Genomic DNA, 21507 nt, shown 5'->3' on the forward strand with positions numbered 1-21507 from the left:
TTGTGGCGTATTTCAACTTTCTGCGCCCACACAGCKCGATCGAAGGCCGGGTGCCGGTCGTCATCCCGGAACTGGCGGATCTTCCGCATATGCCGGCCCGGTGGACGAAGCTGATCGCCATGGCACAAGCGTTTCTCCAACAAGAGGCGGCCTGACTTTTTTGTCCTCCGGAGCCCGTTGAACAGAACTCCTGCCGGATTCGGCGAAGCGAACCCTTGACCAACCGAACACCGCCAAAGGTAAAATTCGGTCATGGCAAGGGCGGCTTTCTTATTGCCTTCTTTTTTGTCCCCGTCGCCCTTGATGACTCTTCCGCACCTTTGGCGGGTGTTGGTCAAGGGCGAATCCGGCCCTCCGCATGCCCCACGATGCTCAATGGGATGATCTGTGTGGAGTTTTCATAGAACTTTTGACGCTACCCCGTTGGGCTTCTCCAGAATGCTCATCGACATTGGAATCCACCATAAACGGCTTCGGCAGCTCAAACACCTTTTCATGTTTTTTATTTGTCAATAAAATGGAGCCATCGTCTTGAATGTCTGCTTGTAAATCCGTTTTCAGACGAAATTTGAAAATATGATAGCCAGTAAACGAATGAAGAACCAAATCTTCTTTTGTTGACTCGTTAAATGTAATATTTTGTAGGTCTATGCTCGGAAAAATGTTTTTGTGAAGAATTTTGTTGTCTTTTTTCTTATAGACGGCGGTAACATCCTTCGCTTTTATCGGTTGTACGTCATTACCTGCTGCCTCTAAAATAGAATAGGAAATCGAATATCCATTGTAATGGAAATTGGCGTATTCTCCATCGACCATCTTTTTATAAAAGTTTGTCTCCAAAATGGTATTCTCTGTTTCAACGTAATTCGTATTATTGGTACTATCCGTTAGGCTAGAAGATACTTCCTCAAATCGTTTTTGATTCTTTTTCTTAATATGAATAGGTTCAAAGTAGATCTTCTTGGTAAACGTGCCATCACCGTTGTAGTAAACCTTTGTATTCTCAGTTCTTTCTTCTATGATTTCCCCTGGCTTGAGATCACGTTTCGGGGCTTCCGGCACCTTTGGCGGCTCCTCTTTTGGCGCCACACGGCCAACTCCTGATTGGATCGTTTCGGCGAATCCCTTTGTCGGGATGCTTGACATCATCAAAGCCCATACGACCATCCAAACCAACCATCGTCGCAAACGAATGTTTCTCATATGCTCTCCTTCCCCATTTCCATTACTTTTACAAAAAAATTGTATCTTTCCTCCTCCCTGCCATCCACCGTTTTCGACAGACAAAGTTCGACATGACTTTGGGATGGAACGTATACAACCCTATAACGAATGGTGAAATGCTGCCCTTCTTTTCATTTGAGAACGAGCATGGAAGAAGAGGAGGTGAGCCTTTGAAACGATCCTTTGCAAAACCGTTACATGGAATTCACGCCCATTTAACATCACGCTTGTACAATAAAAAGCAATGCCGCTTAACCAAAAGAAAAACCCCAAACGGTCATTGATGCCTCCCATTTGGGGGTTCGCTCAAGAGTAGAGCACGATCATCGCGATGAAAAAGTACGCCGCGTTGGCGATTTCCAAGATGCCCAGTTTCATGATCGGCAGCGACTTGCCGTATAAATAGACGGCGCGGATGACGCTCGGTGCATAGGCCAAAACGGCGAACGGCTCGCCGATGGCGATGAGGCCGACGATCAACAAGGCGTGGTAGCCCCATGACAGCCATTTGTACCGCTCGTTTTTCTTTTCGCGAATCATCGTTTTTACGTAAAACGTGCTGCCGATGAAAAAGAGGAAGGAAAACAGGGCGAGTTCAAACGCTTCGATCGTCAACGCCCCGCGTCCGGCGTAAAAGGCGGCGAGGCCGCCGATGCAAAACGCCGCGATGGCGGCTACATCATTCCAAAAGGCGCGATCGTTCTTTTTCTTGCTGTAGTATGTGTTCACCAAGAAAAACGGCACCATGGCAAGCCCGAAGTAGAGAAGCGCCGGCTGCTGCCAAAGAGAGACAGCAAGCGCCGCGGCGGCGATGGCGCCATAGCGGACGGCGGCGGGCACGTACGGCTCTTTCCGCTTCGTTTTCACCGCCATCAAGAGCGGATACGTCGCCAAATAGAGCGCGATCCAGGCGACAAAGAGCGGCGCGTGAATCCACGAAAGCCCACCGGCGTACGCCCCGAGCCAAAACGGGATGATGAGCATCGCCCAGGCGCCGTGTTGTTTTGGCATCACCCATTTGCTTTTGCTCGCCATCCGTCTCATCCTCCGCTTACCGGTGGAATAAAGGCGACCGTGTCGCCGGCGTGAAGCGGCGCTTCGTCGCGGACATACTCCTCGTTGACCGCTGTCATGACGCGCCCAAGCGAGATGCCGTAGCGCTCTTCCACTTCGGCTTTCAGTTTTTTCACCGTTTCCGGAACATTCGGCCATGTCACTTCCCGCTCGCCGATTTGCTCACCCAAATGGGCGAAAAACAAAAGACGGATCATTCCTCTTTCACCTCCGGTTTTCCGGACGGATACGCCGTTGTTTCAAGCTGGTCGCCCACCCAGGCGCTTCCGTCCTCCCATTGCTCTTTTTTCCAAATCGGCACGATTTGCTTGATCCGCTCAATGGCATAGCGGTTCGCCTCATACGCTTCGGCGCGGTGCGGCGAGGAAACAGCGATGACGACGGCGATGTCGCCGATCTTAAGCCGCCCGATCCGGTGGGTGATGGCGGTTTTCGCCCCTGGCCATTTCTCCGCAATTTCCGCCCCGATTTGCGCGAGCATTTTCTCGGCCATCGACACGTACGCCTCATATTGCAAAAAGAGCGTCCGCTTGCCGTTCGTCCATTCGCGCACCGTGCCGGCAAAGACAGCGACCGCCCCCGCTTCCGGACGCATCACTTTTTTCATCACATCCTCGACCGAAATCGGCCGGTCGGTAATGGCAAACAACGGTTCTGTCATGTTCGTGTTCTCACCTCGTTCATGAGCCATGGAATATATTCGTCATCATCGGCCAGCGAAAACACCGGGTGCGCTAGCGGCCCTTCGAGCGGCTCCCAGGCGATGACGGCGCGAATGTTGGCGAGGTGCTGAAGCGACGCCCAATCTTCCCAAGTGCGGACGAGCACGACTTTCGGGTGCCGCTCTTGTTTGTAGCCCTCCACCAACACAAAATCGAGCCGAAGCGGCGCATAGAGCGCCAACACATCATCCAACCGCCACAACGGGCGGCGGAGATGAAGCTGCAAAAGCCCGTCCCCTTCCACCGCCGTTGCCACCGCCCCGGCCCGCTCATGGCGGACGGAATCGACGCCTTCCGGCCGCGCGGGCTCGCCGCCATGGCCGTGGTGCTTCACCGTCCCGACGCGCCATCCTTCCCGGACAGCGGCCGCCACCCATTTTTCCACCAACGTCGTTTTGCCGCTATGTTTATAGCCGACGACTTGCCAGACGTTCATTCGCTTGACCCCTCATCGTCATCAAGAAGCCACACTTCCACCTCATCGCCAACCGCAAACCCTCTCGTTCCGCCCGGCAGCACCATCAAGGCGTTCGCAAAGGCAAGCGAGGTGACGATGTTCGACTTGTCCATGCCGACCGGCTTCACGACAAGCCGACCGTCAACCGCCTCGACCCGGCTGCGCACAAAGCGGGTGAACGGGTTCGGCTTCGGAAAATCGGCGCCAAGGGTGGCTTTCGCTTTTTTCAAATACGGCTTGGCCGAAAACAGCCGCGTGCGCACGACCGGGCGGACGAACAGCTCATACCCGACGTAGCACGCCGACGGGTTTCCGGATAGACCGAACAGCAGCTTGCCATCAATCTCGGCGACGGTCGTCACGCTCCCCGGGCGCATGGCGATTTTGTTAAACAACACGTTCGCTCCGAGCCGCTTGTAAATGGCGGGCAAATAATCGAAATCCCCGACCGAGACGCCGCCGGTCGTAATGAGCATGTCCACTTGATCGAGCGCCTGGCGCACAGCGTGAAAACACGCATCGAGGTCGTCGGCGAGCTGGCCGAAATAAATCGGCTCGGCGCCACTGTTGAACACCTGCGCCTCAATCATGTAGGCGTTGCTGTTGCGGATTTTTCCCGGCACAAGCGGTTCAGAGACGTCAAGCAGTTCGCTTCCGGTCGCAAAAATGCCAATCCGCGGCTTTTTCGCCACCTTCACTTCGGCGTAGCCGAACGTCGCGAGCAGCGCCGCCACCCCGGGATTGATGCGCGTCCCTTTTTCGACAAGCGGCTGCCCTTTTTTCGCATCTTCCCCTTGAAACGAAATGTTGTCGCCAGGGCGGAACGGGCGTTTAATGGCCATATACGTTTTTCCATCCCGCTCGTACTGTTTGGCGAGCTCCAGCATGACGACCGCATCGCATCCTTGGGGAATTTGCGCCCCGGTCATCAGGCGCACCGCTTGAAACGGGCCGACGGGCTGCTTCGCCACTTGCCCGGCGCCGATCGTTTCAATGACTTCAAACTCGACCAGATGGTCAAGTCCCGCTCCTTCCGAGTCGGCGGCGCGAATGGCAAATCCGTCATACGGCGAGCGGTCAAACGGCGGCACGTCATGGTCGGCGCGCAAATCTTCCGCCAAATAGCGGCCGTACGACTGCCTTAGCGGCACGATCTCCTCTTCCCCTCTTCCAGCGTAACGCATCACCCGATTGATCGCTTCCGCTACAGGAATGGGGGTTCGTCTTTCGACCATGTCTCTCTCCCCTTTCGATCATACGGCTGGCGGCAACCATATCGTTCTTTCAACGTTGTTGCCATTATTGCAGCCGTTTTATGCCGTCCGCCAACTTTTCCTCCACAACACGAGCATCGGCAATATGCCGCAAAATCATCTCCCGCGTTTCGCCAAACAAAGCGGCGGACTGTTCGAGCTGTTGCATCACTTCATCCGCATAGCGGCATTGTTCTTGAATATAGTTTAGCACGTCTTGAGCCCGATTTTCGACTCGATCGATCAGCTGATTTCGTCTGTTTTATTTTACCGGAAAGAAGAAGAGCACCGTTGTGATGTCAATCACATTCCCTTGTTGTCCGCTTGTTTTTGCTTGTGTGAGATGCATCACAACGTTGACGCGGAAAACAAGGTATGCTGAAGCTGCAATGATTTGACGATGGAGGGATCCAAAATGGAACAGCGGTTTACTGAGCAATCGCTGATTGGCGATATTGTCACAAAACTCCCGAAAGCAGCGGATTTGTTGAAAGCGCATCGCATTGATTTTTGCTGCGGCGGACAGCGCCCGTTAAAAGAAGCCATCGAAGAACGCGGGCTGGATGGGGAAGCGCTCCTTCGCGAGCTGAACACCCTTTACGCGGAGGCGCAAAACAAGCCGACCGGAAATTGGAGTGAAGCGCCGCTAGCCGACTTGGTCGATCATATCATCAACACGCACCACCGCTATTTGAACGAGGAACTGCCGCAGCTCAGCCCGTATGTCACGAAAGTATTGCGCGTGCACGGCATGCACCATCCGCATCTTTCCCGGGTGCATAAACTGTTTCATGAGTTAAAAACAGAACTCGAGCAGCATCTCATTAAAGAGGAAACGGGAGCGTTCCCGCTCATTTTGCAATTTGCCGACAACCCGTCGCCGGAAAACCGGGAGGCGGTCGAGCGGGCCGTTCGCGAACTGGTCAATGAACATGACGCAGCCGGCGATTTGATTAAAGAAATTCGTGAAATCACAAACGACTTCACCCCGCCGGAAGACGCATGCGGCACGTACCGGCTCGTCTACAGCCGGCTCGCCGCGCTTGAAGACGACTTGTTCACCCACATCCATTTGGAAAACAACATCCTCTTCCCGCGTGTGTTGGCGGCGGTGAAGGAATAAAGGAAGAGAGACGCCGATTCGCATTTCCGAAAACATAAACCAAAAACGGGATCGCTTCTTCTATGGAAAGAGCGCTCCCGTTTTTTTCATCCCCCAATATACGACATCTCAATTTTCCGCTGTTGTTTTGCCGTTTCTGCCGTCCGTTCTTCGGAATAGCGGTCCGTCCGTCGGTCCCAGACCGTTGTGATCAAGGCCTTGATCTCCTCTTTCCCCGCTCCGGCGCGCAGTTTGTCTTTCAACGACACACCCTCAGAAGCAAACAGGCACGTATACAGCTTGCCATCGGCGGAAATGCGCGCCCTTGTGCAGCTCCGGCAAAACGTTTCCGTCACCGAGGCGATAAAGCCGACTTCGACGTTCGTGCCCGCGTACCGGTAGCGGTTCGCCACCTCGCCGAAATACTCTTTCTCGACCGGCTCGAGCGGATGCATCGCGTTGATTTGTTCATAGATCTCTTTTTTCGTCACGACATGGGAGTAATCCCAGCCGTTCGTGGTGCCGACATCCATAAATTCAATAAAGCGGAGCGGAATGCCCAAGTCTTTAAAGTAAGCCGCCATCGGCACGATTTGCGAGTCGTTCCATCCTTTTTTGACGACCATGTTCACTTTGACTCCAAGCCCCGCCGCCAGGGCGGCTTCAATGCCTTTCAACACCGGAGCGGCGCCGACGCCAATGCCGTTCATTTTGCGGAAAATGTCATCGTCCAACGCATCGAGGCTGACGTTGACGCGTTTCAACCCGGCTGCTTTCAACCGTTTCGCCCATTTCACTAAATGGACGCCGTTGGTCGTCAATCCAATATCGCGCAGGCCAGGGATCGCGGACAGCCGCTCAATGAGCGCATCGAGGTCGCGCCGAAGCAACGGCTCGCCGCCGGTCAGGCGGATTTTTTCGACCCCAAGTTCGACAAAACATTCCGCTAAAAGCGCCATTTCCTCAACCGTCAGCAACTGCCCTTCATCCAAAAAGCGAAAATTCGGCCCGAACACTTCCGCAGGCATGCAATAGACGCAGCGAAAATTGCATTGGTCGGTGACCGACAACCGCAAATCGCGAAGCGGGCGGGCGAGGCGGTCGGTGATCTTCACCCGGTCGCGCTCTTCCATGGCGCTCCCTCCTTTCCCTTTCATGGGCCGCGTGATGTTCAAACGGCCTGCTCCTCTATCGTTGCAAACGACCTAGTTTCGCCGCACAGGACAACAAACTAAATGACAATCCAATGGTGACCGCCACCCATGCCCACGCCAACTCCATCCGCCCCGACTCCATCGCCATATAGACAGCGGTGGGGATCGTTTGCGTTTTTCCCGGAATATTCCCGGCAAACATCAACGTCGCGCCAAACTCCCCCAGGCTGCGGGCAAACGACAGCACCGCCCCGGACAACAAGGCGTTTCTGGCCAGCGGCAGTGAAATATGCCAAAACACTTGGCGCTCATTCGCCCCGTCGATGCGCGCCGCTCCTTCAATGGTTGGATCAACGGCTTCCAGACCCGCTTTGGCCGCCTGGTACATGAGCGGAAACGACACAACAACCGCCGCCATCACCGCCGCGCCGGGTGTAAACAGCACCGTTGTGTGAAACCACGTTTCCATCAACTGTCCGATCGGGCTATGCCGCCCAAACAGCACAACAAGCAAAAAACCGACAACCGACGGCGGCAGCACCAACGGCAGCATAAACACCGTCTCAACGATCGTCTTCCCACGAAACCGGCGGCGCGCCATCCACCTCGCTGCCGCTGTTCCAAGGATTGCGACGATCACGCCGGCAAGAAGCGATACGTTTATCGATAACCAAACCGGTGACCAAAACTCCGTCATGGATCAACCCTTCTCTGTCTCATCTCCACCTTATCATACGGAAATGAGCGGTCCAACGCTGTGACCGTGCTCACATTGATTGTATCATACGATCGGGAAAATCAGGTTTAGAAAAAATTGTGACGATGTGCACAAAAAAGTGGCAAACGGTAATTTTTTTCACTCTGTCCCCAATATGATATTTTTTACAATAAACATAGCTGAAGAAATGGAGGTGCCCATGATGAACGGCGAAAGCCGCAAAGCGGTGAACCGCGATTTTTCCCACCTGCGTTCGTTGCTGCAATCGTCGAAAAAAGTGATTCCGTTACGCAAGCACTCGTTTTTGTTCCAGGAAGGCATGCCAGCCAATGAGTTGTACTTGATTCTTTCCGGCAAAGTGCAAGTGAGCAAAATTTGCCCGGACGGAAAAGAAATGTGCTTCCGCATTTGCGGAAGCAGAGAAATCGTCGGCGAGCTGACGCTGTTTACGAACGATGCACGCTACTTGCTGACCGCCAAAGTGGTGGAACCGGGCGAAGCGGCAGTCGTAAACAAAGAGGAACTGGAACAGCAGCTGCTTATCAATCCGACCCTTACTCTTGAATATATGCGCTGGATGAGCAAGCATGCCCGGCGGACGCAGACGAAGTTTCGGGATCTCATCATGAACGGCAAAAAAGGAGCGCTTTATTCAACGCTCATTCGCCTATGCAACAGCTATGGCTTCCCGCTTGAGGACGGAAGCATTTTCATCGATGTCGCATTGAAAAACCAAGATTTAGCCAACTTTTGCGGCACAACGCGCGAAAGCGTCAATCGGATGCTCAATGCATTAAAACAACAAGGGATCATCTCGACAAAACGGGGGAAAATTACGGTTCATGATTTAAACTATTTGAAAACGGAAATTCAATGCGAAGACTGTCCGGCGGATATTTGTTGCATTGAATGAGTGCAACAGCGATGCGGAAAAACCGCATCGCTATTGGCTAATTCGCAAGGTCGGAATACTTATTCATAAATCGATAAATAATCACCGCTAAATCAGCCCGTGTTAACGGAGAAGAGGGCTGAAATTCATTTGACTTCGTTCCTGGCATAATTTTCAATTTACTAATCAATCCAACATGGCCTTTATGTTGAATCTTATCCGCATCTTTAAACGAAAGCGGGAACAAATCGTTCTGTGAAGCAAGTTTATCATACCCTAGAGCACGGACAAGAGTCACAGCGACAAATTCTCGCGTGACCTGACTTGTCGGGTGAAAATATTCTTCATCTATTTTAATGATTCTTCGGTCAACCGCTCTTTGTAAATACGGGTAGTAGGCTGCCTCTTTTTTTACATCTTTGAATGGCGCCGACGCATTTTCGTTATACCATATTCCGTAATCGCCGATCGCTCTCATGACAATCTCAACAAACTCGCCTTTCGTCACGATCCGATCTGGATATACTTTCCCATTTTCTACATCGTATATGTTGTAATCAATCATGGCCTGCAACGCCTGCTCTTGTTTGTGTCCTTTTATATCTGTTGCTACATTTTGATCATCGACTACCCTTCCAGTGGATAGATCTTTCCATTTCCCATCAACAGCATCTAAATATTTTTCCTCCCAAGACGGGGTTGGTTGATAAACGAGAACAGCTGTCTGATTATTTTTTTCATTCATCGTTAAGGTCGTAAAATAGCTTAAGGCAAGCTTTTTGTCCTCGATATACATTTCTTTCGCTTGTTCTAACGGAATGATCTTGTTTGGCAATGGAAATGATCCGTTGCTCCATTCGGTAAAAAAGCGAATGATTTCCCCCGTTTCTGCCGAAACCGCCACGCTGATCCCTTGCCCTTGTACGGGAATCCCGTTTTCTTTTCGATAAAAATAGATTTCATAAAAGAGAGGAGGCGTTTTGTTATCATATCGCACTTCCTGCGGCACCGTAGCATATAAACGATCCACTTTATCAGGAGCTGCTCGTTTGACCAAACGTTTCGCGATTTCCAGCGCCTGTTCTTTCGTATAGTTCACTTGCGGGTTTTTGTTTGCTTCCGATTCCTTGTACATTACATTGCGTTCAAATCGAGTCAGTTCTCCTGTTTTTGCGTTGATTTCTGCATACATAACGTTGCTGTCTTCCCTGCTATTTTTAAAACTCAACACCCATGCAGAAGCGTCCCCGCGATCTTCATAATTCACGGAATCAAGTTCAATCGAATCCGGCAGCTCCATTGTTCGTTTCACGGTTTCTACTGCTTCTTTTTGCGTTAATTCTTGGCTTCGAGGCGGCAGCGGAACAGCCGTTTCGGCTAACGGCTTATCGTCCATTGGCGCTGGTTCCTCTACCGGTTTTCCATACATATCAATAAATTTTCCTGTATGAGCGTCGATCACAGCATTTAGGTTGGCTTGATAATAGGCATACGGATTCGTTTTCGGTACGTAAATCAATTTCGGAAACTGCTTTGACGAACCGACGGGTTGGTAGCGCAACTCCAATTCCATTCGGTCTTTTAGCAATTTTCTTGCTTCGTCTAAAGAAATGATGTTTTCCTTCTTTTCAAATGTCACTTCATCATTCCAATTATATTGAAAATTCCGAATCCCTCCATTTCCATCGATTGCGATCATGATATTGTTGTCGTAGTATGGTACATCATTCACCAGCTGATAAAAACGGATCGCATAAAAACGCCGTTCTCCATACGGCAATCGGCTTTGCTGTTTTTTCAATCGTTCATCGATGACAAGTTCTTTCAGTTTATCTGGATACATTTTTTGAATGTATTGCTTTGCCACATCAACTGCTTGCTCATAACTCACTTTCGGCGGAAACGGCATGTTGCCATCTTGGTCATGATAAATATAAATATTTACGACATTTCCCGTTTGGGCGTTTACCGTTATAGAAATCCCGTGATATCCTTTATCCTCTTTATACCATGACATTTGCCATACAGGTTGATTTCCATACCATTGTGTCGAAAAAGTAATTCCTTGAAATTTATAGTCTTTTTCGATATGAATTGTTTTTTTCGCAATTTCAATGGCTTGTTCTTTCGAAATCTTTATCTCTTCCATATCAATTGCTGTTGAGTTGATGCCCGCTTGTTGGTACAGCTTTTGCTGCGGCGGCAAATAGATTCCCTTTTCCGCCGCTTTGGCGGTCATTGGTCCTGTGCTTGCAATAAGCACAGCAGCGACGACGAACTTCGAAAGCCAGTCTTTGTTCATCATAGCCCTCCTTTTTACGATCATTGAAAATTTTGTCATGCAATCCATTTATTTAGACGAACATCACATCACAAAGTTTCTTAAAAATCAAGAAAATTTAAGAGCGCTCGTCGTGTAAGCGAGCGCTCTTTTGATGTGTGATTCACGCCTCTTCTTGTTCGATATAACATTGATCTTTACGACGCGCACCGTTTCGCCGGTTCGCCGGCTTTTTTGCCAAAAACGAGCCGGTTCAGCAAGAAGCAGATAAGGGTAAACAAGCTAAGGAGCAGAAAACCGAGCACGTACGAACCTGTCGCATCTTTGATGATCCCCATGACAATCGGCTGAAAAAAGCCGCCAAGTCCGCCATTTTGTCAAAGCCGCTGTCATTGTTTTGTCACATACAGAAAAAGAAAAAGTCCGTCCCCCAAAAGGAACGGACATGATTCGGCAGAACGTTTTCCACATATGAAACCATAGGAACGCCGTTCGGACGAACACGCGCCCCTCCCGAACCGCTTGTCGAAAACGGCCTGTTCCCTCACCCACTCGCCCGTATCTCCTGCCTCATAAACAACAGATAGGCGATCGCAAAGCAGACGAGGGTGGCGGCAATCAACGCGGTCGCTTGCGGCCAAATGAGCAATAAACTTTGCGAGAACGGCAGTGGGGCCGCAACAGCGCCGGCCGTTTGTTCCACCGTGACGATCCCTAACGTCCGGACGTCCGGCGAAAGCAAAGCGGTCGTTGATTCATTGAACAAGTAGCTCGGCGACAATCTCATGAGGCCAAGCACCAACTCTTGACGGCCGACCGCCTGCTCGACGGACGTAATGGCGTCAGACTGCAAAAACGATTTCGCAAATACTTCCACGATCATCGAGTAGAAAAGATTGAAAAACAGCCAAACGGCCATCGATGACAAAGCGGATGTCGCCGCTTGGCGGAAGACGACGGAAAACAAAATGCCGAGATTCAGCCAAAAGGCGATATACACAAGGCATAACAACAAAAAGCAGACAATGCGGGCAAACTCTTCGAAAGTAGGCGGAATCCCCAAGACCAAAATGCCCAATGCCGTCACAAGCAGGCCGAGCGAAAGAAACAAAACGGCATTCAACAACAACGCAGCGACAAACTTGCCGTTGATCACGTAATCGCGCGGGATCGGCTGGGCCATGAGCCGGCTTAACGTTCCCCGGTTCCGCTCCGAATTGATGGCGTCAAATCCAAGAGAGATGCCGAGCAGCGGCCCGAGAAAGCTGACAAACGTCAGAAACGAAGGCAGTGTTCCGTCCGAGACGGTGAATAATTTTAGAAACAAGTAGGCGCCTTTCGCGATTTCCTTGGCCTCTTCCGAGGAATCCAACGCGTCCCGGATCGTCGTCATCGCCGTATACAGCGACCCGAAGCAAGTGAGCAAGATGAGGGCGATTAAAATGATCATGCGCCAACTCGTCAAATAATCGGCCAGTTCTTTTTTGACAATGGCCGAAAAGGCGCTGTTTGCCCCTCTTGTCCGTTTCTTCTCATCAAGCGCACCCGCCTTCAGCCGTTCGCTCCATCTTTTCACATATGAAAAAACATCGTTTGCCCATCGCCCCTCCTTACTGGCCTTCACGTACATCCCTCCCTTCAAAATAGCGGTGATAAATCTCATCGAGACCGAAATTGCGGCGACTCAGATGAAACAAGGAAGCGCCCGATTGGATGATGGTTTTGCTGATGTCGGCGCTCACATCCGTTTGGCAATACACATCCAATCCATTTTCCGTTTGCACCACTTTGTTGACGCCCGGAATCGCCTCGATTTTGGACCGTAAGGAAGCGTCAAGCGGTGAAGCGACCACATGGATGACATAGGCATCCTGCAAAAACAGCTGTTGCGCCAGACGTTCCATATTCCCTTCGGCCAACAATCGGCCGCCCACGAACAAACCGACCCGGTCGCAAATTTGCTGCACATGGTGCAATTGGTGCGAGGACAGCAGGACAGTGATGCCTTCATGGCGGCTCAAATCGCGGATCAGCCGAAGCAGCTCGCGCACTCCCTCAGGGTCGATGCCCAACGTCGGCTCATCCAAAATGATCACTTCCGGGCGCTTCATCAACACATCGGCCAAGCCGAGCCGCTGCCTCATTCCCCGCGAGTATTTCCCCGCTTTTTTATGGGCCGCATCGGTCAAATTCACCTTCTCGAGCAGCTCCCACGCTCGCTTTTCCGCCTCGGCGCGAGGAATGCCGTTTAACGCTGCCGTATACAGCAAGTTCTCCAAGCCTGTCATGTGATGGTAAAAGCCGACATCATCCGGCAAGTACCCGACTTTCCGTTTGACGTCAATGGGATTTCGCACTGGATCGATCCCGCATACCCTAACCATACCGGACGTCGGCTCGGTGAGCCCGAGCATCATCAAAATCGTCGTCGTCTTTCCGGCCCCGTTCGGGCCAAGAAGCCCAAAAATTTCCCCTTTTTGAATGGAAAGCGACAAATGGTCAACCGCCCAATGGTCGCCATACGTTTTGCACAAGTTGTCAAGCTCGATGACGGCAGGTGCTGCCATGCTTACCTCCTCCCGTATGTTTTGATCAAATAGTACAGCCCTCCGGCCACCCCGAGAATGATCAACACCGCCACCACGCCCCAAACGGTCGACGTTTTGACCGAGACGCGAAACGCCGCCTCCGCCGACGTTTCCGCCGTTTGCGCCTGGAAGTTGACGACATAATCCCCAGCGATCGCTTCATCCGACGCTTTCACTTTCGCCTTGACTGTTTTGGAATCGCCCGGGTTCAGCTGGGCGATCGTGCTTTGATCGAATTCCACTTCCCAATCAGGCGGAGCGTCAGCCGTCATATTGATGTTCAAAAGCGGAGCGCTTCCGGTGTTTTTGACGACAAGATCGATCACCCGTTCATGCCCCGCCGTCACATCGGTGCTTAAGTTTCCTGACGGCGTCGTCAGTTTGAGCGCATACGTGCCCGTAATGACCGCTTCTAACGTCAGCTCAGCCGACGTATCGCTCGTTTGCGCTTTGATCGGGATTTTGTACGTGCCCGCTTTCACATTTTCCGGCGGTTTGACCTCTACGGTAATGTCTCTTGATTCATTCGGCTCGAGTTTCACCGACGTAACGGAATTGCCTTCCGATTTGAACGTGACTTGCCACCCTTTTTCCGCCGCCGAACTTAACGCGTAATTTTGCGTCTTGGCGGTTCGGTTTTTCAGCGTGACATCATACGTGAAGCTCGAATCCGCGTGCCCCTCGAGGTTCGTTTGTTCCGACGTCAGTTCCGTTTTAAACGATCCTTGTTCCGTCACGCGGACAAGCAGCGGCAATTTCGATGAACCACTCTCCCCTTTCGCGACGAGCCAAAAGCGGTAATCCCCTTTGTCGACATCCAGCGGCACGGTCACTTCCAACGTGACCTCTTCTTCTTTTCCGCCTCGGACGGACAGCTGCTCAATCGTTCTCCCCTCAGCGGTAATCGAAGTCGACCATCCTTTCGGCAGGTGGTCAAACGAGAAGGTGACGTTTTCAATGTTGGAACCGTTGTTGATGACATTGACCGTATAGTCGATTGTTTCCCCCGGCGTCACGGAAAGCCCGGTGTATGGCGTGAAGAGAACAACATCGCTTGCCGCCGATGCCGGGCGGATCGGAAGAAGAAGCGAAAAGAGTGTCAAGATCATGGCGAACATCATGATGACCCTGCTTCGCACGACGTTCACTCCCTCCTTCTGTTTTCACTTCGTATACGCCAGAAATGGATCAATGGATTTGTTTTGCAGGAGAAAAATGAAATTGTAGAATAGATGCAGTAGGGGCAACAATTCCATCAAGCATGTGTCGGGAGGTGGGAAAGATGGAAGATCGACGGGAAGACATGGAACTGCTCGAGAAGATCGCCGAAGGCTCGCGCGCCGCCTTTGACCGTTTTTACGAAAAATACGCTCCGATGGTCTATCATATCGCTCTTCGGATCGTCGGCGACGAGGTGGAGGCGGAAGATGTCAGCCACGATGTGTTTCTCGAAATCTTGCAAAAACCGCACCAATTTGATCCGAAGCGGGGAAGCGTTCAAGCCTTTCTTGCCGTGAAAACGAAAAGCCGGTCGCTCGACCGCCTGCGCAAGAAACGGGATCTGTTAGTGAACCGCCTTGAAGAAGCGGCTTTAAAAGAAAAGGGGGCGGAATTTGATTTTCTCCGCCAACTGGAACAACAAGTCATCATAGACGCTTTAACCCATCTCCCCGAGGAGCAGCGGCAAGCCATCATTCACTTTTACTTTCATGGGGAAACACAGCGGGAAATCGCCGCCGCGATGAACAAACCGTTAGGCTCCGTCAAGTCGCTCATCCGCTACGGCTTGCGCAATTTGCGGAAACAAAAAGAGCTGTTCCACTGGATGGAGGCTGGCAGAGGTGAAGAACAGCATGAAGCATAGCCATATTTCGGAAGCAAAAATCGTGGACTGGCTGTTAGGCATGCTGCCAGAGCAAGAAAAAGAAGACGTGTCCAACCATCTAAAGCAGTGCCTTGAATGCCAACGCTTGCTTGAAGCGTGGAAAAGCGTCGGGCTTAAGGAGGAAGCCCAATATGAAGCACCCCCCCTTTCTCATAAAGAGCGAATTTGGGCCCAAGCAGAAGCGCAAAAACAAACAAAGCGGATGCGGCGCGGTCTCCGCATGGCAGGCGGGCTGATCGGTGCGGCTTTGGCCGTCTTCCTTTTCGCTTTGCGCCTTTCCGCTTCGAACGACAGGCCGGCCGTTTCCCATGACGGATCGGATGAGCCATATCGATACCAGATTGTCGAACAAAATACCGACATTCCGATCGAGCGAATCATCCATAATCCCAAAACGAAACAAATTCCGATTGAACCATCGGCGCTCTTTCAACAGATGGACGGCACGATTTGGCTCAATGACGATACGAAGGAAATGCTGATGGAAATTGAAGGGTTGCCGCCGTTTGCGACTCGCGATTATCAATTGTGGATCATTTACACCAACAACGAGGTCAAAGGGGAACTGTTGACGATCCGCCACGGAGCGGCGCGCATTTTGATCACCGGCGAGGATGTCAAACAGTTCAAGCAAATTAAAGCGAGCCTCGAACCAAAGGGAGGAAGCGCGGCGCCGACCGGGCCGGAGACATTTATTGTCGATTTGGACCACGAATGATCTTTCAACAATAAAAACGGGGAAGGCGTCCGCTCCTTCCCCTTGCGTGTAAGAAAAACGGCCATTTCCCCAAATCGATGATCGCCGCAAAAAAGCTTTCGCGAACGAAAAAACTGTTGTCGCGCCGCATCCCTTATTCCCCCATTGTTCAAACAAGCCGCCAACGTCTAGAAGGGTGGTGAAAAACAACCATTTTCCCCTAAACCGATGATTCTTGAGTTGTGAGAAGTGCAACATGTATAAGCTTTCTCAATTTGAGAAGCGGCGTGATTCAACGGCATTTTCTGTTAAATCACCAGCCTTCTAGACACTGCCTGAAGAAAAGCCCGTCTGTCACGCAACCGCCGTTGTACAAAAGCAGCCTTCCGTGCCTAGCACTGACTTCGCTCTTTTGTCCGCCACGCTTTCGGAATGTAAATGCAATACGGCTCGCTTTCCAAATAGTCCCCCGTCACCGCGTACGCCCGCGAGCGTGAGCCGCCGCACACATATCGGAACTCGCAGACGCCGCATTTTCCTTTATATTTGTCCGGATTGCGCAAGTCTTGGAAAATCGGCGAGTACCGGTAAATGTCAGCAAGCGGCGTTTCCCGGACGTTCCCTGCTTTGACCGGCAGCAGCCCGCTCGGATAGACGTCGCCGATATGGGAGATAAAGACGAAGCCGTTGCCGTCGTTTACTCCTTTCGGCGCGCGGCCGAGCCCGTCAACTTGCCCGATCAACCCTTTGTTCAAAACGTCTTCGTAGCGGATGCCTCCTTTTGCCGTTTTTCCTTCGCGCATTTTCGCCTGCAGCACGACGCGGCGGTAATGCTGGCCCGCCGTCGTTTTGATATCAAACGGAACGCGCTTGCTCGTTTCATACAACCAGCGAAACACCCGCTCATGCTCGATGGGGGAAATCATGTCCTCCTCCTTCCCCCTGCCTGTCGGCACAAGGAAAAAGACGCTCCAAAGGACGCATTTCAGCTTCTCCACCAACGCCACCATTTCATCAAGCACATGAACGTTGTACCGCGAAATGACGGTGTTGATTTGCACGGGAATGTCGAGTTCATGCAAGTATTGAATCGCACGGATCGTGAGAGCAAACGAGCCGCTCGTGCCGCGGAAATGGTCGTGAATCTCGGCGTTCGGGCCATCAAGGCTGAACGCCCAACGCGACAGGCCGATCTCTTTTGCCTTGCGGATCGCCTCTTTCGTCACATTCGGCGTCGCGCTCGGCGTCATCGACACGCGCAATCCTTTGTCAATCGCGTACTTCGCCAAATCGTACACATCCGGGCGCATGAGCGGATCGCCGCCCGTAAAGACGAGCATCGGCTGATCCATCTCGTAAATCTCATCGATCAGTTTTTTCCCTTCCTCAAACGTCAACTCGCGCGGATCGCGATGGTATTGCGCTTCGGCGCGGCAATGAAGGCACTTGAGTTGGCACGCCCTTGTCAACTCCCAAATGACGATAAACGGGTTTTCATTGAAATCGCGCATCCAATTCCCTCCTTGGCCTCCATTGTACCGCAACATTCAGGCGCGTTATGTGATATGGATCACATTTAGACCTCAACGCTAATTCCATCTTATCTTTCGATTAGCTCAACTGGAACCCCGAAACTGTGGTCAGCCAAAATGGAGGAAACTGCATCCCGTTCCTCCTTTGTATGATAAACAATGCGGATGAGCGCTTCATCCGCTTGATCTCCGCACGGCGCCTCCACCTTCACGCTTACTCCCTTTCCTACGCGCTCCAAGCGAGCTGCGAGATCCCGATGCTGACTCAACGCCTCTCTGACTTCCGATCGGCTCGGCAGTTTTCCGCATTCAGGACGAGCAACGTCCTGTTTGCCTGGGAACGGGATAAGCGACAAACCAATCCCCCCTCCCGCTACTAAAAGTCCGCCGACCAACACAATGGCAACGCCAATGCCCCACCATCGTTTTTTCGTCATCTTGATTCGCCCCCTTTCTTCTCATCTGCCATGCCGCATTCCCTTTAGCGCATGCTCAGCATGGGCGGCTCGCATCATTTTCTCATCGTGGGTCGCGACAATAACCGTTCTCCCTTGCTTCGCCAATAATTGAAGCAGCTCAATGACGCGATCGCCATTGGCCTCATCAAGAGAAGCCGTCGGCTCATCCGCCAAAATGACTTGTGCATCTTTATAGAGAGCGCGTGCGATCGCCAAGCGTCGCTTTTCGCCTCCACTTAGACGGGCGGCCAGTTCTCGTTCTCTTCCATCCAACCCTGTTTCCGATAACACTTTGCGCACCCGCTCCTCATCGCCGACAACTTTCGAACGAAACAAACTCGAAGTCATCGTGATATTAAACGCAACTGATTCTTCCTCAATAATTCCGTAATCTTGGAGAATGAATGCCGCATGGTGTTTCCAAAACAGCCGCCGCTGCTTCGCTCCCCAACTCGTTGTATCGACACCATCAATCAATACACGACCGCTTGTCGGCCGCAAAAGCAATCCAAGCACATGGAGAAGCGTCGTTTTGCCCGCTCCGCTTGGACCAACAAGCGCCGTCAAGGCTCCAGGGGAGCATACGACACTTTCGTTCTCCATAATCGTTCGCTCATTGATAATCATCGTCACTTGATCGGCCTCAATTCTCATGGCAGTCAAGCCTTCCTCCTTCTTTCTACAACTGACGCAGGGAGTTTTTCGCAAACACCCAAGCTGCCGCACCAATATGTACGAGCGGCAAAGCAAGCAGCACAAGCGCCCCCGTTAGACAAACCGGCAACCAGCCGTTTATTCCTTGCAACAGCATAATCAGCATGACCACGATCCCCCCTAACACCCACTCTTTCACGATTCGCCCGCGCGACACCGCCCACCAAGATGCCCCAGCAAGCCGAAGAGGAAAATCGCGTTTTGCTTTTAACACAGCCATAATAAACGCACTAATGGCGGAGGCAATAGCCAAGGCCGCTAAAAGACCAACAATCGATCCAATTCTAAGCCACACGAAATAGGCATAAAGCTGCGCGCGCAAAATTCCTTCCTCCGCCATATAGTTGACGCGGATCCGGTTCTGAAGGCCGCGTTCAGATACGAGTTTCTGTGTTTCCTCTAGTCCGACAAAACTCAACTCCGACGAAGAAGCGACAGAGATCAAAAAGTTGTCATTGAATAATGAATGGACATGAGGGGCAACCAACAATAACACCTCCTTCGGCCGGGCAAACTCAAGCTGTCCGCCAAAGCGGACAAATGGAAAAGGGGACGATCCGGTCAAACGACACATCTTGACCTCATGCCATATGGCTTGAGCCTGTTGCTGGTTTCTTACATATAACGGGATGGAGAGTTCGACAAATTGTCTCACGTCCTTTGGAATCTGTTCCAGCGCAAGAGGAACCAAAGATAGCCCTTTGTTCTTTTTGCGAACGATATCCAACCATCGCTCATTCACGATAACCATGTAACGGTACGGCGCAATGGTCATGCCATCGATGGCGAAATCGTCTTCCGTCCACGCTTTCGATAACACTACGCGATCGTCGGCCTCCGCTTGTCGAACCATGTCCCCCACCGATGGTTGCAACATCTGAAACAACTGCTCGATTTCCGCTCCCCCCGCTCTTCCTGGACGGGACGGGAACACCAACACCGCTTGATCAGCCAACGACTTCCACATGATTTGTTCCTGTGCTGTTTTTCTAGCATTCGTATAAGCTGAAACCGCCGGTGAGACAGCGGAAAGGACGAAAGCAAATACAGCGAGTTTCAATACAGCCGAACTTCTGGCCAAACGCTTGACAGCAGGTTCGCGCATCGCCAACATCTCTGGATTCGGCCATGAGGCAACAGAAAAAATCAACGCGCAAGCCATTGTCAAAGAGATCACCATCGCCTCAGCCAAAAGCAACACTTTACTATAGTAAGGCACGAATCCCCATCCATAGACAAAGCCGACATAAAGAGCGGCCAAGACGTCCAATATAGCGGCGGCCAAAACCATAGCCAGCAAAAAGTGGCTGAAATCCTCGCATTGGATGCGCGACGTCGGAACTCCCGCCAACACACGCAACGCGCGCCCTTTCGCTTTGACCGCCAGCCAGTATAAAGCTAATGACACCATCAGCGCCGAAACAGCCAACAGCGCCACACCAAAATCGCTTTGCACGATCAAAAATTGGAGAATGGTCAACAGAGTCTCTTCGTTCCACTTCTGATCGACCCGATGCGACGCCAGCCAATGTTTCAACTCGTCTATATGATCGGTTTTCCCTGTCACCAAATAATCGCCATTGGCAAACGAATGGGCCAACGCGCGGCGATCGCGGATCTCCGCATCTGGCTCATGGCCAAAACGCTGAATTCTCTTTGGAAAATCCCCTTTCTCCCCCACTTGAACAAAGATCTGTCCCGACTGATCCCCCCGTAAATCTGGCGCGATTTTCATCAATCCTAATTCCCATCGATCGCTCATCGCCCCCAACTGTTGAAACACATCTTCCTGACGCAAATCAGACTGGCTAAAATCCAATGTCACTTTCGCTTTCACATCCAGCTGTTCCGGAAAAAAGCGGTCATGGACATCCGAAACAACAATCGCTACGAAAGCTAAGAGAAGAAACTGCACAGCGGAAACAGCGACCACGATTTTTTTATGCATGAGCCTCATTCCTTCCCTAATCCATCATCCCCCGGAAGAGAAAGACCCCATCCCGCTCGGGAAGGGGTGAAAGAAAAGCTTCCCGTCAAACCGATTCACTATTTGCAAATTCTATAATAATAGGCGTCATCGGACCATGGAAAATTAAGAGCCTATCCCTTCACTTTTTCAAGTTTAAAACGGTTGATTCTGTACACTTCATCGCAAAGAACATCAATATCCTCTTGATTATGGCTGGTAAGCAAAATCGTCCTCCCTTCTTCCCTAAATTTCCGAAGCAAATGGCGGATAGTTTCAACGCTGTCAGCATCTAGAGCATTGAATGGTTCATCTAAAATCAGTGTTTGTTGATCTTCCATAATGGCTTGAGCAATGGCGAGCTTTTGTTTCATTCCAAGTGAGTAATGTTTTACCTTTTGCGTCGATTCCGGATTTAAACCAACCATCCTCATCGTTTGCTTTATTTTGTCATCATTGATTTTGTTTCTAATGAGAGCCAATGCTTTTAGATTATCAAACCCTGTCTTTCCCGCTATATACCCAGGCCGATCAATGATAATTCCAAAATTACTGGGAAATCGTTTATTGGCACCCAGCTCTTCCCCGTCCACGATCACGCTGCCGTGATCAGGGAACATAAATCCGCATATTAGTTTAAATAATACGGACTTTCCTGAACCGTTAGGACCAATAATTCCATAAATTTTCCCCTTTTCCACTGCAAAATTCACGTTTTCAAAAATTGTTGCTCCTTTAAAAGATTTACTGACTTGACTCAGTAGGATATGCGACAACTTCCTCACTCCTT

General features: G+C 51.2%; 22 protein-coding genes and 2 pseudogenes. 5 read left to right on the plus strand and 19 right to left on the minus strand.

The window, feature by feature from the left end; all coding sequences use genetic code 11:
• Window positions 1–155 (plus strand): annotated as a pseudogene (locus B1A75_RS20415) (DDE-type integrase/transposase/recombinase); the annotation flags it as partial.
• A 217-nt stretch (window positions 156–372) separates the two neighbouring features.
• On the opposite strand, the gene B1A75_RS20065 reads toward B1A75_RS20415, so the two are convergent.
• The 7 genes from B1A75_RS20065 to B1A75_RS16830 form a co-directional block, all read right to left on the minus strand.
• Window positions 373–1203 carry a hypothetical protein gene (locus B1A75_RS20065; RefSeq protein ID WP_176202436.1) on the minus strand — a complete coding sequence of 277 codons (831 nt, stop codon included), beginning with the start codon at window positions 1201–1203 and terminating at the stop codon, window positions 373–375.
• 327 nt (window positions 1204–1530) lie between these two features.
• On the minus strand, window positions 1531–2259 hold the full coding sequence (locus B1A75_RS16805; protein ID WP_079936561.1) for a YwiC-like family protein: 729 nt from the start codon (window positions 2257–2259) through the stop codon (window positions 1531–1533).
• Window positions 2260–2264: 5 nt separating this feature from the next.
• Window positions 2265–2495, minus strand: coding sequence for a molybdopterin converting factor subunit 1 (moaD, locus tag B1A75_RS16810; protein WP_079936562.1), 231 nt, complete (start codon window positions 2493–2495; stop codon window positions 2265–2267).
• Window positions 2492–2959 carry a molybdenum cofactor biosynthesis protein MoaE gene (locus B1A75_RS16815; RefSeq protein ID WP_033027975.1) on the minus strand — a complete coding sequence of 156 codons (468 nt, stop codon included), beginning with the start codon at window positions 2957–2959 and terminating at the stop codon, window positions 2492–2494. The genes moaD and B1A75_RS16815 overlap by 4 nt, the downstream gene beginning before the upstream one ends.
• Window positions 2956–3456, minus strand: a complete 501-nt coding sequence (mobB, locus tag B1A75_RS16820) for a molybdopterin-guanine dinucleotide biosynthesis protein B (RefSeq protein WP_079936563.1) — start codon at window positions 3454–3456, stop codon at window positions 2956–2958. Before mobB ends, B1A75_RS16815 begins: the two co-directional genes overlap by 4 nt.
• Complete coding sequence (locus tag B1A75_RS16825) at window positions 3453–4712, minus strand: molybdopterin molybdotransferase MoeA (RefSeq protein WP_079936564.1); 1260 nt, start codon at window positions 4710–4712, stop codon at window positions 3453–3455. The genes mobB and B1A75_RS16825 overlap by 4 nt, the downstream gene beginning before the upstream one ends.
• A gap of 64 nt (window positions 4713–4776) precedes the next feature.
• Window positions 4777–4944: a hypothetical protein gene (locus tag B1A75_RS16830; RefSeq protein ID WP_239691250.1), complete on the minus strand. Its 168-nt coding sequence runs from the start codon at window positions 4942–4944 to the stop codon at window positions 4777–4779.
• Window positions 4945–5145: 201 nt separating this feature from the next.
• Between B1A75_RS16830 and ric the strand changes: the two genes are divergently transcribed.
• Complete coding sequence (ric, locus tag B1A75_RS16835; RefSeq protein ID WP_079936565.1) at window positions 5146–5853, plus strand: iron-sulfur cluster repair di-iron protein; 708 nt, start codon at window positions 5146–5148, stop codon at window positions 5851–5853.
• Between the two features lie 86 nt (window positions 5854–5939).
• Here the strand turns inward: ric and moaA are convergent, their stop codons facing one another.
• A complete protein-coding gene (moaA, locus tag B1A75_RS16840) occupies window positions 5940–6965 on the minus strand; it encodes a GTP 3',8-cyclase MoaA (RefSeq protein WP_079936570.1) in 1026 nt (341 codons plus the stop codon).
• Window positions 6966–7020: 55 nt separating this feature from the next.
• A complete protein-coding gene (gene modB / locus B1A75_RS16845) occupies window positions 7021–7683 on the minus strand; it encodes a molybdate ABC transporter permease subunit (RefSeq protein WP_079936566.1) in 663 nt (220 codons plus the stop codon).
• A 223-nt stretch (window positions 7684–7906) separates the two neighbouring features.
• Here modB and B1A75_RS16850 point away from each other — a divergent pair, with 223 nt between their 5' ends.
• Entirely contained in the window at window positions 7907–8617 is a 711-nt protein-coding gene (locus B1A75_RS16850; RefSeq protein ID WP_139761756.1) for a Crp/Fnr family transcriptional regulator, read from the plus strand.
• A 37-nt stretch (window positions 8618–8654) separates the two neighbouring features.
• Here B1A75_RS16850 and B1A75_RS16855 read toward each other — a convergent pair whose 3' ends face one another.
• The 5 genes and pseudogenes from B1A75_RS16855 to B1A75_RS16870 all read right to left on the minus strand — a co-directional run bounded on the left by B1A75_RS16855 (window position 8655) and on the right by B1A75_RS16870 (window position 14613).
• Window positions 8655–10898 (minus strand): YcdB/YcdC domain-containing protein, encoded by a 2244-nt coding sequence (locus B1A75_RS16855; RefSeq protein ID WP_074043900.1) that lies wholly within the window; start codon window positions 10896–10898, stop codon window positions 8655–8657.
• Between the two features lie 176 nt (window positions 10899–11074).
• A pseudogene (locus tag B1A75_RS19555) lies at window positions 11075–11248 on the minus strand (MFS transporter); the annotation flags it as partial.
• Window positions 11249–11421: 173 nt separating this feature from the next.
• Entirely contained in the window at window positions 11422–12501 is a 1080-nt protein-coding gene (locus B1A75_RS16860; protein ID WP_074043899.1) for an ABC transporter permease, read from the minus strand.
• Window positions 12488–13444 carry an ABC transporter ATP-binding protein gene (locus tag B1A75_RS16865; protein WP_074043898.1) on the minus strand — a complete coding sequence of 319 codons (957 nt, stop codon included), beginning with the start codon at window positions 13442–13444 and terminating at the stop codon, window positions 12488–12490. The genes B1A75_RS16860 and B1A75_RS16865 overlap by 14 nt, the downstream gene beginning before the upstream one ends.
• Window positions 13445–13446: 2 nt before the next feature.
• Window positions 13447–14613 (minus strand): COG1470 family protein, encoded by a 1167-nt coding sequence (locus B1A75_RS16870; protein WP_074043897.1) that lies wholly within the window; start codon window positions 14611–14613, stop codon window positions 13447–13449.
• A gap of 134 nt (window positions 14614–14747) precedes the next feature.
• Between B1A75_RS16870 and B1A75_RS16875 the strand changes: the two genes are divergently transcribed.
• Both B1A75_RS16875 and B1A75_RS16880 read left to right on the plus strand, forming a co-directional pair.
• Window positions 14748–15329: a sigma-70 family RNA polymerase sigma factor gene (locus B1A75_RS16875; RefSeq protein WP_074043018.1), complete on the plus strand. Its 582-nt coding sequence runs from the start codon at window positions 14748–14750 to the stop codon at window positions 15327–15329.
• Complete coding sequence (locus B1A75_RS16880) at window positions 15319–16068, plus strand: anti-sigma factor (RefSeq protein WP_176202437.1); 750 nt, start codon at window positions 15319–15321, stop codon at window positions 16066–16068. Before B1A75_RS16875 ends, B1A75_RS16880 begins: the two co-directional genes overlap by 11 nt.
• Before the next feature lie 371 nt (window positions 16069–16439).
• Here the strand turns inward: B1A75_RS16880 and B1A75_RS16885 are convergent, their stop codons facing one another.
• The 5 genes from B1A75_RS16885 to B1A75_RS16905 all read right to left on the minus strand — a co-directional run bounded on the left by B1A75_RS16885 (window position 16440) and on the right by B1A75_RS16905 (window position 21493).
• Complete coding sequence (locus B1A75_RS16885; RefSeq protein WP_074043020.1) at window positions 16440–17558, minus strand: TIGR04053 family radical SAM/SPASM domain-containing protein; 1119 nt, start codon at window positions 17556–17558, stop codon at window positions 16440–16442.
• An 89-nt stretch (window positions 17559–17647) separates the two neighbouring features.
• Window positions 17648–18016 carry a hypothetical protein gene (locus B1A75_RS16890; RefSeq protein WP_013146110.1) on the minus strand — a complete coding sequence of 123 codons (369 nt, stop codon included), beginning with the start codon at window positions 18014–18016 and terminating at the stop codon, window positions 17648–17650.
• A 21-nt stretch (window positions 18017–18037) separates the two neighbouring features.
• Window positions 18038–18691, minus strand: coding sequence for an ABC transporter ATP-binding protein (locus tag B1A75_RS16895; RefSeq protein ID WP_074043021.1), 654 nt, complete (start codon window positions 18689–18691; stop codon window positions 18038–18040).
• A gap of 25 nt (window positions 18692–18716) precedes the next feature.
• A complete protein-coding gene (locus B1A75_RS16900; protein ID WP_074043022.1) occupies window positions 18717–20699 on the minus strand; it encodes a hypothetical protein in 1983 nt (660 codons plus the stop codon).
• A gap of 152 nt (window positions 20700–20851) precedes the next feature.
• Window positions 20852–21493 (minus strand): ABC transporter ATP-binding protein, encoded by a 642-nt coding sequence (locus B1A75_RS16905; RefSeq protein WP_074043023.1) that lies wholly within the window; start codon window positions 21491–21493, stop codon window positions 20852–20854.
• Window positions 21494–21507 lie beyond the last annotated feature (14 nt).

Source organism: Geobacillus sp. LEMMY01 (assembly GCF_002042905.1).
In the GTDB taxonomy this organism is placed as follows: Bacteria; Bacillota; Bacilli; order Bacillales; family Anoxybacillaceae; genus Geobacillus; species Geobacillus proteiniphilus.

Excerpts from the sequence above, each read along its gene's own strand:
- B1A75_RS20065 (WP_176202436.1), bottom strand. The coding sequence starts at position 1,203 with ATGAGAAACATTCGTTTGCGACGATGGTTGGTTTGGATGGTCGTATGG.
- B1A75_RS16805 (WP_079936561.1), bottom strand. The coding sequence starts at position 2,259 with ATGGCGAGCAAAAGCAAATGGGTGATGCCAAAACAACACGGCGCCTGG.
- moaD (WP_079936562.1), bottom strand. The coding sequence starts at position 2,495 with ATGATCCGTCTTTTGTTTTTCGCCCATTTGGGTGAGCAAATCGGCGAG.
- B1A75_RS16815 (WP_033027975.1), bottom strand. The coding sequence starts at position 2,959 with ATGACAGAACCGTTGTTTGCCATTACCGACCGGCCGATTTCGGTCGAG.
- mobB (WP_079936563.1), bottom strand. The coding sequence starts at position 3,456 with ATGAACGTCTGGCAAGTCGTCGGCTATAAACATAGCGGCAAAACGACG.
- B1A75_RS16825 (WP_079936564.1), bottom strand. The coding sequence starts at position 4,712 with ATGGTCGAAAGACGAACCCCCATTCCTGTAGCGGAAGCGATCAATCGG.
- ric (WP_079936565.1), top strand. The coding sequence starts at position 5,146 with ATGGAACAGCGGTTTACTGAGCAATCGCTGATTGGCGATATTGTCACA.
- moaA (WP_079936570.1), bottom strand. The coding sequence starts at position 6,965 with ATGGAAGAGCGCGACCGGGTGAAGATCACCGACCGCCTCGCCCGCCCG.
- modB (WP_079936566.1), bottom strand. The coding sequence starts at position 7,683 with ATGACGGAGTTTTGGTCACCGGTTTGGTTATCGATAAACGTATCGCTT.
- B1A75_RS16850 (WP_139761756.1), top strand. The coding sequence starts at position 7,907 with ATGAACGGCGAAAGCCGCAAAGCGGTGAACCGCGATTTTTCCCACCTG.
- B1A75_RS16855 (WP_074043900.1), bottom strand. The coding sequence starts at position 10,898 with ATGAACAAAGACTGGCTTTCGAAGTTCGTCGTCGCTGCTGTGCTTATT.
- B1A75_RS16865 (WP_074043898.1), bottom strand. The coding sequence starts at position 13,444 with ATGGCAGCACCTGCCGTCATCGAGCTTGACAACTTGTGCAAAACGTAT.
- B1A75_RS16875 (WP_074043018.1), top strand. The coding sequence starts at position 14,748 with ATGGAAGATCGACGGGAAGACATGGAACTGCTCGAGAAGATCGCCGAA.
- B1A75_RS16880 (WP_176202437.1), top strand. The coding sequence starts at position 15,319 with ATGAAGCATAGCCATATTTCGGAAGCAAAAATCGTGGACTGGCTGTTA.
- B1A75_RS16885 (WP_074043020.1), bottom strand. The coding sequence starts at position 17,558 with ATGCGCGATTTCAATGAAAACCCGTTTATCGTCATTTGGGAGTTGACA.
- B1A75_RS16890 (WP_013146110.1), bottom strand. The coding sequence starts at position 18,016 with ATGACGAAAAAACGATGGTGGGGCATTGGCGTTGCCATTGTGTTGGTC.
- B1A75_RS16895 (WP_074043021.1), bottom strand. The coding sequence starts at position 18,691 with ATGAGAATTGAGGCCGATCAAGTGACGATGATTATCAATGAGCGAACG.
- B1A75_RS16900 (WP_074043022.1), bottom strand. The coding sequence starts at position 20,699 with ATGCATAAAAAAATCGTGGTCGCTGTTTCCGCTGTGCAGTTTCTTCTC.